Below are 11,680 nucleotides of genomic sequence, written 5' to 3'. Positions count from 1 at the left end.
ATAAGTTTAGTACAATATAAAAAATACAATATATAGCCTGGAATAAAATGTTATAACAGCGATTATGTAATACTATTCTAATATAATGGAGGCCAATATTTTTTTCAGAAAAGAAGATTTCCAGTGCAAAGATTTGAGTACGGGCATATAGCGGTGTATTATTACTTGAATATCTGGATATACTAATTTAATGCCCTTTGGTTGCAGGAATGCTTATTTTATACACCTTTTGTTATATAGGTGGGCAAAGGAACTGAAAAAATCTTAATTAAAATAGGGAAATTTAGGGAATGGAATCAGTGCAATAAAAAAGTGCCCTATTGATTTTTGCTTATCAATAGGGCACTCCAAGTATTGAAGAAAAAATTTCTAAAAATTCTTTAAAAGTTTATACGCAATTTTTTTTACACATTCACATGACGCTCAGCATGGTACGATGACCGCACCAACGGGCCAGACTCGACATACTTGATGCCCCGCTTCAGGCCTTCTTCTCGGTAATGCTCAAAAAGGTCCGGGTGAATGAACTCAGCCACTTCAATATGTAACTTGGTTGGCTGCAGGTATTGGCCCAGTGTCAGGATGTCGCAACCATTGGCAGCCAGGTCATCCATGGCCTGGTATACCTGCTCGCGCGTTTCGCCCAGGCCCAGCATAATGCCAGTCTTGGTGCGTTTGCCATATTCTTTGGTGCGGCGGATTTGCTCGATGCTTCGCTCATACTTAGCCTGCGGTCGCACGCGGCGGTAAAGCTCTTTTACCGTCTCCACGTTGTGCGAAACCACTTCCTGGCCCGGCGAGATCATTGTGATCAGCGCGTCCCAGCTGGCTTTTACATCAGGTATAAGGGTTTCGATGGTAGTGGCAGGAGAAAGTTCTTTTACCATACGCACGGTCTCGTGCCAGATGGCAGCACCGCGGTCTTTCAGTTCGTCGCGGTTCACAGAAGTTATCACGGCGTGCTTCACGCCCATCAGCTGAATGGCTTCAGCTACGCGGCGTGGCTCGTCTACGTCGTATTCGTTAGGGCGGCCCGTGGCCACGGCACAGAAAGAGCAGCTGCGCGTACACACATTGCCCAGAATCATGAAAGTGGCTGTGCCGGCTCCCCAGCACTCGCCCATGTTCGGGCAGTTACCGCTCTCACAGATGGTATGCAGCTTATACTCGTCTACGATGTTTCTTACCTTCGCATACTCTTTCCCTACCGGCAGCTTTACGCGCAGCCAGTTTGGCTTGCGGGGCTGACCCAAAGCGTTGAGCCCCTCGGGCTTAGCGTTGGGTTGTATTACCGGAAGTGTCATCATTTCATCCATGCTGCAAAGATAGGTATAATGCGTTAAGACTTCAGCAAATGCGCCAGGAAATTAAGGCAATACTGCCTATGCCCCGGGCACTTCTTTCTCAACAAACGGTTGCATGGAAATGTTCTTGGTGCTTGTTATTTGCGGCGGCCGTAGTAGATGTTCAGGTACACGGAGGTGAAGGTACTGTAGTTTTCGGTCTGCGGGATCATGACCATGTCTTTGAAGAATTTCTCCACCATAAAACCCAGTTCTATACCTGTGATGCTCTCGCGGTAGCGGCCGTATTCGAAGCTCATACCTAACTTAGCATGCACACCCAGGTTGATGTTGGTTTCGCCCAGACCGGTCAGCACGTTGGCGTTCCCCAGTGTGTTTTCAAAGCTCAGGTGTTTGTTTGGATCATAGGCCTCAGTGCGCACGTCATTGCCCAAGCCGCTGCCGTAGTCGTACCGTATGTAGTAAGGTATAAGCAGGCCGAGTGAAGGACCTACAGCTCCCAGGGCGTTCACCTGCACACCGCTTTCAGCTGCCTTACGGAACAGTACATGTTCCAGACCGTAATGTGGGCGCACTGAAAAGAAGTGGTTTTGCTTACCTGCAATGAAATGGTCGCCGGAGCCCGGGTTATAAAGTCTGTTCTCTTTTGGATGCTTGATTTCCACGACCTCGAGTCCGCCGAAACGGTAGAGTCGCTCTTTCATGAACCAAGAACTACGCACAAAAGCACCGCCCAGCAAACCGCCGTTCGAGTTCAGGTTGATGCCGTAGCTTAGCTCATTGCTAAAGTCATCGTCAGACTGCGCTGTTGCCGGCAACACCAGCAGCAGCGTCATGGCAATTGTGAGTACCAGGTTTCTAGCCACCTTTATACAGTTTGGGTTAGGTATGTTCTATCAAAAAGCCAGATCCAAAAGCAGGCAGGTATCAGGCGTTCGAAGCCATACAGCCCGGCACAAAACCCCAGGCAGGTAGGGCTACTTATAAATGCGTACTAAAGCTTACCGTCTACGCAGCTGCGCATTAAACCGCCAGGCTCTTTTTCATAGAGTCAATGCTGATACCCAGGTGCGAGGCATCATACGTGCACATACCATCCTGGATCAGCAGCAACTGGGGCGATTGGTGCTGTACCTGGAACACCTCCGCTATTTCGTTTGAAACCGGGCGGTAGCGCAACAGGTCAAGGTAATAGGGCTTGATATGGTCTACGTTGGCGCCATCCCACTGGCGCTCCAGTCTGCTTTTGGCAGTGGAGCTGATAGAGCAGGACGTACTGTGCTTGAATATCACCACCGGGGTGTGCTTCGACTCTTCAATTATATTATCTAACTGTTCTACGCTTGTAAGCGGATGCCAATTCATTGCTATCTGGTTAGGTTTACTTTTCCTTCTTCCGGAAAAGCCTGAATTTCTTTTTTTCACGTTCGGCTGGGCCTTGCTGCACAGCCTCTTTCGTGCTGGAGTGCTTTGGCTTGAACAAACCCTGACGCTTACGCACTTTGCCGGACTCGCCTTTCTTCAAGGTATAGGCATCCATGTTCAGGTGGGTTTCCTTGTAGGTGGTGGCCTCTACCTGGTCGGCATCGCGCAGCGCTTTCCGCATCAGGCGCCCATGCTTGTCCGTCATGTTATAGGTGATCTGACTAAAGGCAGGCAAAGCCGCTAAAAGCAGCATACCTGTCATTACCACCAAACGCTTCGTTTGTTTATCAAATCCCAGGTTCTTCATAACAGCTTTCCGTCTACAGTTGTTATACTGAATTCGGGAATAGGGGTTGCTCCCCTAAAAAATTCCCATGCGCTTCTTTTTCACACGACCGTTCTTGTCCATGCTTACCTTCACCGACTCCAGTCCGGAAGCATTCTTACCCGATACCTTGGCTGTTTTTCCAGGTTTCGGGCAAGGTATACCCTTGCGCTGGCAGCCCGTTCCGAATAGCAGCGCCATGCACAGCAGGCCCATTACCCAATATCTACTTTTCTGCATCACACTGCAATATAAGTTTATCTAAGCTAATTTCCTTAAAACGCCATGATGCTCTCCACCTTCTCGCGCAGACGCTGCTTTGGCAGGAACTCCTGCTCCAGTGGCGGCGCAAACGGCACGGCTGTGTCCAGGCTGGCAACCCGTGTCACCGGTCCGTCCAGCAGCTCGAAGCAATGCTCGCCGATCCAAGCTGCAATCTCGCCGCCTATGCCGCCAGTCATGGTGTCTTCGTGCAATACAATAACGCGCCCGGTGCGGGCCACAGTATCGCGCACGGCTTCTTTGTCCCAGGGCAGCAGCGAGCGCAGGTCGAGTATGTCGAAGCTGATATCCGTCATCTCCTGCTGCAGTTGCTTGGCCCAGTGCACGCCCATACCATAGGTGATGATGGAAATATCGGACCCCTCGGCTACCAACCTGGCTTTGCCGATCTCCACGGTATAGTAATCGTCCGGTATCTCCTGCGAGATGGAACGGTAAAGCATCTTGTGCTCAAAATACATCACCGGGTTCGGGTCTTCGATGGCTGCGTTCAGCAAACCTTTGGCATCGTAAGGCGATGACGGGTATACAACCTTGAGGCCTGGGGTATGGAAGAACCAGGCTTCGTTGCTCTGTGAGTGGAACGGTCCGGCGGCCGTACCGGCACCTGTTGGCATCCGCACCACCACATCGGCATTCTGGCCCCAACGGTAGTGGCTCTTGGCCAGGTTGTTCACGATCTGGCTGAAGCCGGCACTCACGAAATCTGCAAACTGCATCTCGACCATGCTCTTCTTGCCCTTCACCGACATACCCAGGCCTATACCTAAAATGGCCGATTCGCAAAGCGGCGTATTGCGCACACGATCTTTGCCGAATTTATCAACAAAGCCTTCTGTTATTTTGAACACACCGCCATACTCGGCGATATCCTGCCCCATCAGCACCAATTCCGGATAGCGCTCCATGCTCTGGCGCAGCCCGTCCGAAATGGCATCTACATAACGTCGCTCGGTTTTGGCATCTGTTTCCGGTTTGATCACTTCCTGCTCGAAAGGACGGTACATGTCTTCCAGTTCTTCCTCACGATTAGCCTCTGGCATTGGCGTGGCGAAGGCGGTCTGTAGTCCTTCTTCGATTTCGGCTTTTATTTCTTCGCGTATACCTTCTATCGCTTTTGGCGTCAGAATCACTTCATCCAGCAGGTACTTTTCAAAGTTCTCTACCGGATCTTTTTTCGACCACTTCTCGAACAGCTCCTGCGGCACATACTTAGTGCCGCTGGCCTCTTCATGCCCGCGCATGCGGAACGTGATGGCCTCGATCAGCATCGGACGCGGGTTCTTGCGCATGCTGTAGGCAGCCTGCCGCACCGTGTCGTATACCTCAATGATGTTATTGCCGTCGATCTGCAGGGCGTCTATTCCATAAGCGGGGCCTTTGTCTGTGAAGTGCTTGAACTTGAACTGCTCGTTGCTTGGCGTAGACAGACCATAACCGTTGTTCTCGATCATGAAGATCACCGGCAGGTTCCAGACAGCTGCCACGTTCAGCGCCTCGTGGAAGTCTCCTTCACTAGCACCGCCGTCGCCACTGAACACCAGCGCTACTTTCTCTTTGTTATCCAATAGGTCAGCCAGGGCTATACCGTCGGCCACCGCCAACTGCGGACCTAAATGCGAGATCATACCTACAATGTGGTGCTCGTTGGAGCCGAAGTGGAAAGAGCGGTCGCGTCCTTTTGTGAAGCCGGTCTTTTTACCCTGAAACTGGGCAAAGAGTCTGTCCAACGGCACATCACGACCCGTGAATACACCCAGATTGCGGTGCAGCGGCAAAATGTACTCGTCTGACTCCAAAGCCATGGCCGAACCTACGGAGATAGCCTCCTGGCCTATACCTGAAAACCATTTGCTCACCTTGCCCTGACGCAGCAGTACGAGCATGCGCTCTTCAATCATGCGGGGTTTCAGGATACCTTTATATAGTGCGATCAGTTCGTCGTCGGAATATTCTTTGCGGTTATAGTTCATCTTATGATGCGAAAAATTCGTTGTGGTATGGCAGCATAACGTTTGCTTTAGCCGCCGATTATGGTGCTAATTTATAAATTTGTTCGGTACTTCGTGCCTTAGCGGCACCGGCATTCGCAACAAGCGGCAACCGAAAGCCCGTAAAGAGAGCAAAAGCTACAGAAAACCTGTCAGGCCTGCAAGTATTTGCCGGTTTTGCTTGAACAGGACACAAGGTATACCTGTTGAAAAAGAAATGACAGGAAAGAAATCAGGCTAAGGTAACGTCAGTTGCCATCCTTTAAAGAGAAGAAGACTATGATACATTTCGAGGAATTTACGCTGGATAACGGCCTCCGTGTGATCGTGCACGAAGACCATACCTCACCTATGGCCGTGCTGAACGTGCTGTACGACGTGGGCTCCCGCGATGAGGTAGAGCAGCACACCGGTTTTGCGCACTTGTTTGAGCACCTGATGTTCAGCGGCTCTAAGAACATACCGGTATACGACGAGCCCCTGCAGCGCGTGGGCGGCGAAAACAATGCCTTCACCAGCCCTGATATCACCAACTATTACCTCTCGCTGCCGGCCCAGAACATCGAGACGGGCTTCTGGCTGGAGTCGGACCGCATGCTGGACCTGGCCTTTAGCGACCATGGACTCGAAGTGCAGCGCAAGGTGGTTGTAGAGGAGTTTAAGCAAAATTACCTCAACCAACCTTACGGCGACGTGTGGCTGAAGCTGCGCCCGCTGGCCTACGAGCAGCACCCTTACAAGTGGGCGACCATCGGCAAGGAGATCGCGCACATCGAAGACGCGACCATGGACATCGTGAAAGCGTTCCACAGGAAACATTACTCCCCGAGCAACGCCATACTGGTGGTAGCCGGCAACGTGACCTTTGACAGGGCGAAAGAACTAACTGAGAAATGGTTCGGCCCTATACCTGCCGGAGAGAAATACGAGCGCGCTATACCTCATGAGCCGAAGCAGCAGGCGCCGCGCGTGCTCGAAACCAGCGCCGACGTGCCACTGAGCGCCATCTATAAGGCTTATCATATGCCGCACCGCAACCACGAAGACTACTATGCCGTCGACCTGATCAGCGATATACTGGGCCGTGGCAAGTCCTCGCGCCTGTACGAGCAGCTGGTGAAGGAGCAGAAACTGTTCAACTCTATTTCCGCTTCCGTGACAGGCTCCATTGAACCAGGCTTGCTGATCATCCAGGGCAAACTCAACGAAGGTATAGACCTGCAGGAAGCCAACGCCGCCATTGAGGCCATTAATAAAGAACTAATGGAGCAACTGGTGAACGAAGAAGAGCTTAACAAGGTGAAGAACCAGGCCGAAACCTCGCTCGTGTTCTCCGAAATTGAGCTCCTGAACCGCGCAATGAACCTGGCTTATGGCAAACTCCTCGGTGATGCGAACTTCGTGAACACCGAAGGCGAGAAGATTCAGGCCATCACGCCGCAGGATATTTTGCGCTGCGCCAAACAGGTGCTTGACCCGAACAATTGCTCCACGTTACTTTATAAAGCTGAGAAAAAAGAGCAGGCAGTGGAGCAGGAGGCGTAGGCAAGGTATAGCAATTATTTTAAAAAATTTAAAAAGCGGCTGCCAGGTATATGGCAGCCGCTTTTTTGTTGCCCATGGTTTGCAAAAACTCTCCTACTCCAGATTTCCTTCAAAATCGCTCAGTAACTAGGTATAAGTAATTTTTTAAACATAAAACTTAATACCATGAGAGCAACCGCTTTTGCATTCCTTTTAATGACCGGCACCTTACTGTCTTGTGATAACAACGATGATGATATGAAGATTGAGGATGTGCCTGCTACTGTGCGCGAAGCTCTGCTGAGCAGCTTCCCGGACGCAACAGGTATAGACTGGGAGAAAAAGGGAGAAGACTTCGAAGCCGATTTTGATGTAGACAGGGTGGACTACAACGCCATGCTCAACGCATCCGGCACTGTGATGAAACATAAGTACGATATACCTGAAACCGAACTTCCGGAGGCAATCAGGGCAACCATCAGCCAGAGTTACGCTGACCATAAAATAGACGATCCGGAAGTGTTGGTGCAGAACGGCGATACCTTATACCAGGTAGAAATGGACCATACGACCAGTACGGACGAAAAACTCGTCTTCTCGAGCGACGGCCAAAAGGTAGATCAGGCTTATTGGGATTAATTTCCTGTCGAACGCATTTTAAAGAAGGCCCGGGGCAATACGCCTTGGGCCTTTTTTTAAATAATGATTGATCAATCTCTGCTTGTCTTGTTCCTGCTTTTCTCTGCCAGCCTTTATACCTATACATCGGCCTCAAAAGCTTTAAATGTCCTAAAATAAGTATCCTACAAATTTTCTTCAGATTTACTTTGTAATCTTAGTTCCTAATTACCTACTTGTCCTTTATTACAGCCTATTTATGAAGCAGCAACTCATCGCCACCGTTCTGTTGTCAGCAACTATGATTTCCTGTGATGACGACGTCATGCCTGAGAAAGTACCACTGGAAGTGCGTCAAAATTTGCTGACTACTTTTCCGCTTGCCTTCGATATAGTCTGGGAAAAAAGTGGCAAAGACTACGAAGCTGACTTTACCGTGCATGCCGCCGAGCACAGTGCGCTTTTCCAAAATGCAGGAGCACTGACGCAGTATAAGCGCGCTATACCTATATCAGAGTTACCAGAAGTCGTTGCTAGTGCTATCGCCAAAAACTATCCAAGGTATAAGCTTAAGGAAGCAGAAGCCTTCGTAAAAAACCACACCACTTCTTACCAGATCGTCCTTGAAAGCCAGACAGCAGAAATTGAAGCTGTTTTTTCAGCAGACGGCCAGCAACTCCGGCAACCTTATTGGGACTAGGGAAAAGCCTCTTTCTATTCCTGAGTCGGACAAATTGCCAGGTGCAACTTTTCAGGCATAACATTTGTATATACAAACAACAAGGTTAACTTTGCACAAACAACCAGCCTATGCGGATAGAAGACGAAATACAGCAGAAAGACTTCAAGGACGATCACCGTCGGATGGTGGTTAATCTGTTGTTCACAAACAATTGGCTGAATCAGCAGTTTATACCTTTTTTTAAGCAGTTTGGGCTAACGCTGCAGCAGCACAATGTATTGAGTATTGTGCGTGGGCAGCAACCGAAACCGGTTTGCTTCGGCGAGGTGCAGGAACGCATGGTAGACCGCAACTCCAATGTAACCCGCCTCGTGGACAAGCTAATCGAGAAAGGTTACGTGACCCGCGACATCTGCCAGGCCAACCGCCGCATGATCGAGTTACGACTAACCTCGAAAGGAACCGATTTGATGAACCAGATAGACGAGCAAATGCCCGCCTTCTTTCAGCGCTTCCATAACCTGACGCAGGATGAGGCTGTTTTAGTGAGCAAGTTGCTGGATAAGCTCAGAGGCTAAGCTATTTTTTTATCTAAATATTTGTATGCACAAATAATGTACACACTGAAATTATACCTATGAAAAACATCACCATAAAAAACGCGACTATACCTGCCCTCGGGCTGGGCACTTTTCAGTTAGAGAACGAATTGGCCCGCGAGATAACGGCAGCCGCCATTTCAGCAGGGTACCGCCACATCGATACGGCGCAGGCATACAAGAACGAGTCTGGTGTTGGCTCCGCCATTAAAGATGCAGGTATAGACCGCGGCGAGATTTTTCTGACCACGAAGGTTTTCCGGGAGCACCTGGCTAAGAAGGATTTTATGCCTTCGGTAGAGCAAAGCCTGCGCGAACTCAAAACCGACTACGTGGACCTGTTGCTGATTCACTGGCCGAACCGCAACGTGCCCGTGGCTGAGTACATGGACCAGTTGATGGAAGCCCAGCAAAAAGGCTATACCAAACATATCGGCGTCAGCAACCACCCCACCGCCCTCCTCGACGAGGTGCTGGCCACGGGCGCCGACATCATCACTAACCAGGTAGAGTACCATCCGCTTATCAATCAGACGAAGCTCTATACCTACCTGCGCAAGCATGGCATTTCGCTGACGGCTTATAGTCCGATCGCGCAAGGTAAAGTGCTTGGCAACCCTGTCTTAAAAGAGATAGGCGAAAAGTACGGGAAAAACGAAGTGCAGGTATCGCTGCGCTGGCTGGTGCAGCAGGACGGTGTAATGGCTATACCTAGAACTTCCAAAACAGAGCGCCTGAAAGACAACCTGAACATATTCGACTTTAAACTGTCAACTGAAGACATCGCTCAGATAGATCAACTGAAAAAAGATAACCAGCGGGTAGTTAATCCTTCTTTTGCACCTGACTGGGACCAGGTAGTTTAGGAATTCAGGAATTTGAGAAGTTTGAAATTATAAACTTACTAAATACGACTTCGCTAGCCTTTCTCCACCTGTACCTGGACAAACAAAAGAAGCAATCAGAGTCAGCACGATAACAAACACCCGCCAAAGGTGAGTGAGGGCATAGAACAGATTTTGTAGGACAGGTTGCGACCTGTCCGAATCGTGCACGAAAAATCCATGATCAAGCAACGGATTATGATTAACAGAATCGTGCACCTAACCATTTAACAATCCAATAATTTAACAATTCATAAAAATGTCACAACCACTTTTAAAGTCCATAAAGCTTCACGATTTAGAGCTGAAGAACCGCGTAATCATGGCACCCATGACGCGCAGCCGCGCCAACAACGAAGGCAACGTAGCCAACGACCTGATGGCAACCTACTATAGCCAACGCGCCAGCGCCGGTTTGATCATCTCTGAAGGGTCTCAAATCTCAGAGCAGGCCGTAGGGTATATCAACACGCCCGGCATTCACAGCCAGGAGCAGGTAGCGGGCTGGAAAAAAGTAACCAGCGCCGTGCACAAAGAAGGAGGCAAGATTTTCGCGCAGCTGTGGCACGTGGGCCGCATGTCGCACCCTGACTTCCATGGCGGAAAGCTGCCGGTTGCTCCATCGGCTATCAACCCGAACGACAAGGCTTACACGCCGCAGGGCTTCAAAGATACCGTTACCCCGCACGAACTCACTATACCTGAAATCAAGCAGATTGTGCAGGACTTTAAAACGGCTGCCCGCAACGCCATCGATGCCGGTTTTGACGGTGTGGAAGTGCATGCCTCCAATGGCTACCTGCTGCACCAGTTCTTTGTGAGCACAGCCAACGTGCGCACCGATGACTACGGTGGCTCTGTAAAGAACCGCGCCCGCATCCTGTTCGAGGTACTGGATGCCATTAAGGAAGTGGTGCCGCAGCATCGTATCGGCGTGCGCCTGAACCCAAGCATGCACGGTGGTTTCGGCATCACGGTGAACGAGGATACTATCCCGACTTTCGACTACATTGTAGAGCAGCTGAACAAGTATAGCCTGGCATACCTGCACCTGACCGAAGCTTCGCCGGCCAACAAGGATGTACCGCACATTGAGCCGCAAGTGGCTAAGCGCTACCGTCCGAAGTATAACGGCAACCTGATCATCAACGGAGGCTTTAAGCAGGAGACAGGTAATCAGGTGATTGCCGATGGCGATGCTGACATGGTGGCTTTCGGGGTGCCGTTTATTGGCAACCCTGACCTGGTGGAGCGCTTTGCCGAGAATGCGGAGCTGCAGCAGGCAGACCCAGGCAAATTCTATGCGCCCGGCCCTGAAGGCTATGTGGATTACCCGACCCTGGCAGAAGTGGAAGCCTTAGCGTTTCTTAAATAGAACATAGGCAAGAGCCAGCTATCCTTACCGGTAGCTGGCTCTTTCTTTTTAAACCTTTCTGTCTGATTTAAGTCTATACCCTTGAAAAATGAGTCTGTCGATTAATGACTAAAGCATAAAAGAAACTATATTTACTTTTTATACCTGCCTTATCAGGCATGCGCTATACCTTCAACACGCACTATGAAATTTAAAATAAGAACGGGCTTTGGCTACGACGTGCACCAACTGCAGGAAGGGCTGGACTTCTGGCTCGGCGGCATTAAGATTCCGCACACGCACGGCGCACTCGGCCATTCTGACGCCGACGTGCTGACGCACGTTATCTGCGATGCGCTGCTGGGTGCTGCCAACCTGCGCGACATCGGCTACCATTTCTCTGACAAAGACCCGCAGTACAAAGGCATCGACAGCAAGATCCTGCTCAAAGAAGTGGTGCACCTGCTCTCCCGCGAAGGTTACGAGATCGGCAACATCGACTCGACCATTTGCCTGCAAGAACCGAAAGTGAATCCGCATATACCTGATATGAAGGCTTGTCTGGCCAACGTGATGGGTATACCGGAGCACGACATTTCCATTAAGGCCACCACCACCGAGCACCTGGGCTTTGTGGGTAAAAAAGAAGGCGTGGCCGCTTTTGCAACTGTACTTATCTATAAGCAATAACA

General features: G+C 50.2%; 13 protein-coding genes. 7 read left to right on the top strand and 6 right to left on the bottom strand.

The genetic code is table 11. From position 1 onward, the window contains the following. Nucleotides 1-404: 404 nt before the first annotated feature. The 6 genes from lipA to AC4QZR_RS19605 form a co-directional block, all read right to left on the bottom strand. Nucleotides 405-1,307 (bottom strand): lipoyl synthase, encoded by a 903-nt coding sequence (gene lipA / locus AC4QZR_RS19630; protein ID WP_229733858.1) that lies wholly within the window; start codon nucleotides 1,305-1,307, stop codon nucleotides 405-407. Nucleotides 1,308-1,441: 134 nt separating this feature from the next. Next, nucleotides 1,442-2,170 (bottom strand): hypothetical protein, encoded by a 729-nt coding sequence (locus tag AC4QZR_RS19625; RefSeq protein WP_253401912.1) that lies wholly within the window; start codon nucleotides 2,168-2,170, stop codon nucleotides 1,442-1,444. Nucleotides 2,171-2,327: 157 nt separating this feature from the next. Then, nucleotides 2,328-2,669, bottom strand: a complete 342-nt coding sequence (ytxJ, locus tag AC4QZR_RS19620) for a bacillithiol system redox-active protein YtxJ (protein WP_494482434.1) — start codon at nucleotides 2,667-2,669, stop codon at nucleotides 2,328-2,330. A gap of 16 nt (nucleotides 2,670-2,685) precedes the next feature. Further along, nucleotides 2,686-3,036 (bottom strand): hypothetical protein, encoded by a 351-nt coding sequence (locus tag AC4QZR_RS19615; protein ID WP_494482433.1) that lies wholly within the window; start codon nucleotides 3,034-3,036, stop codon nucleotides 2,686-2,688. 54 nt (nucleotides 3,037-3,090) lie between these two features. Then, the gene (locus tag AC4QZR_RS19610) at nucleotides 3,091-3,294 is read right to left on the bottom strand and encodes a hypothetical protein (protein WP_253401906.1); all 204 of its coding nucleotides are present in this window, start codon (nucleotides 3,292-3,294) and stop codon (nucleotides 3,091-3,093) included. Nucleotides 3,295-3,329: 35 nt separating this feature from the next. Beyond that, a complete protein-coding gene (locus AC4QZR_RS19605) occupies nucleotides 3,330-5,309 on the bottom strand; it encodes an alpha-ketoacid dehydrogenase subunit alpha/beta (RefSeq protein ID WP_494482432.1) in 1,980 nt (659 codons plus the stop codon). Nucleotides 5,310-5,606: 297 nt separating this feature from the next. Here AC4QZR_RS19605 and AC4QZR_RS19600 point away from each other — a divergent pair, with 297 nt between their 5' ends. The 7 genes from AC4QZR_RS19600 (at nucleotide 5,607) to ispF (ending at nucleotide 11,678) form a co-directional block, all read left to right on the top strand. After that, nucleotides 5,607-6,872: a M16 family metallopeptidase gene (locus tag AC4QZR_RS19600; RefSeq protein ID WP_494482431.1), complete on the top strand. Its 1,266-nt coding sequence runs from the start codon at nucleotides 5,607-5,609 to the stop codon at nucleotides 6,870-6,872. A gap of 165 nt (nucleotides 6,873-7,037) precedes the next feature. Next, entirely contained in the window at nucleotides 7,038-7,490 is a 453-nt protein-coding gene (locus AC4QZR_RS19595) for a PepSY-like domain-containing protein (RefSeq protein ID WP_494482430.1), read from the top strand. Nucleotides 7,491-7,728: 238 nt separating this feature from the next. Further along, complete coding sequence (locus AC4QZR_RS19590) at nucleotides 7,729-8,169, top strand: PepSY-like domain-containing protein (protein WP_494482429.1); 441 nt, start codon at nucleotides 7,729-7,731, stop codon at nucleotides 8,167-8,169. A gap of 110 nt (nucleotides 8,170-8,279) precedes the next feature. Then, nucleotides 8,280-8,729: a MarR family winged helix-turn-helix transcriptional regulator gene (locus tag AC4QZR_RS19585; protein ID WP_253401897.1), complete on the top strand. Its 450-nt coding sequence runs from the start codon at nucleotides 8,280-8,282 to the stop codon at nucleotides 8,727-8,729. Nucleotides 8,730-8,788: 59 nt separating this feature from the next. After that, nucleotides 8,789-9,616, top strand: a complete 828-nt coding sequence (locus AC4QZR_RS19580) for an aldo/keto reductase (RefSeq protein WP_494482428.1) — start codon at nucleotides 8,789-8,791, stop codon at nucleotides 9,614-9,616. Nucleotides 9,617-9,893: 277 nt separating this feature from the next. Then, nucleotides 9,894-11,009, top strand: coding sequence for an alkene reductase (locus AC4QZR_RS19575; RefSeq protein ID WP_494482427.1), 1,116 nt, complete (start codon nucleotides 9,894-9,896; stop codon nucleotides 11,007-11,009). Nucleotides 11,010-11,192: 183 nt separating this feature from the next. After that, a complete protein-coding gene (ispF, locus tag AC4QZR_RS19570; protein WP_494482426.1) occupies nucleotides 11,193-11,678 on the top strand; it encodes a 2-C-methyl-D-erythritol 2,4-cyclodiphosphate synthase in 486 nt (161 codons plus the stop codon). Nucleotides 11,679-11,680 lie beyond the last annotated feature (2 nt).

It is taken from the genome of Pontibacter sp. YIM B11418, assembly GCF_059278805.1.
This window is presented reverse-complemented; position numbering and strand designations above follow the sequence as displayed.

What these genes read in the sequence shown, in the direction of transcription:
- AC4QZR_RS19600 (WP_494482431.1), top strand. Translation starts at nt 5,607, where the DNA reads ATGATACATTTCGAGGAATTTACGCTGGATAACGGCCTCCGTGTGATC.
- ytxJ (WP_494482434.1), bottom strand. Translation starts at nt 2,669, where the DNA reads ATGAATTGGCATCCGCTTACAAGCGTAGAACAGTTAGATAATATAATT.
- AC4QZR_RS19610 (WP_253401906.1), bottom strand. Translation starts at nt 3,294, where the DNA reads ATGCAGAAAAGTAGATATTGGGTAATGGGCCTGCTGTGCATGGCGCTG.
- AC4QZR_RS19590 (WP_494482429.1), top strand. Translation starts at nt 7,729, where the DNA reads ATGAAGCAGCAACTCATCGCCACCGTTCTGTTGTCAGCAACTATGATT.
- ispF (WP_494482426.1), top strand. Translation starts at nt 11,193, where the DNA reads ATGAAATTTAAAATAAGAACGGGCTTTGGCTACGACGTGCACCAACTG.
- AC4QZR_RS19580 (WP_494482428.1), top strand. Translation starts at nt 8,789, where the DNA reads ATGAAAAACATCACCATAAAAAACGCGACTATACCTGCCCTCGGGCTG.
- AC4QZR_RS19595 (WP_494482430.1), top strand. Translation starts at nt 7,038, where the DNA reads ATGAGAGCAACCGCTTTTGCATTCCTTTTAATGACCGGCACCTTACTG.
- AC4QZR_RS19615 (WP_494482433.1), bottom strand. Translation starts at nt 3,036, where the DNA reads ATGAAGAACCTGGGATTTGATAAACAAACGAAGCGTTTGGTGGTAATG.
- AC4QZR_RS19605 (WP_494482432.1), bottom strand. Translation starts at nt 5,309, where the DNA reads ATGAACTATAACCGCAAAGAATATTCCGACGACGAACTGATCGCACTA.
- lipA (WP_229733858.1), bottom strand. Translation starts at nt 1,307, where the DNA reads ATGATGACACTTCCGGTAATACAACCCAACGCTAAGCCCGAGGGGCTC.
- AC4QZR_RS19575 (WP_494482427.1), top strand. Translation starts at nt 9,894, where the DNA reads ATGTCACAACCACTTTTAAAGTCCATAAAGCTTCACGATTTAGAGCTG.
- AC4QZR_RS19585 (WP_253401897.1), top strand. Translation starts at nt 8,280, where the DNA reads ATGCGGATAGAAGACGAAATACAGCAGAAAGACTTCAAGGACGATCAC.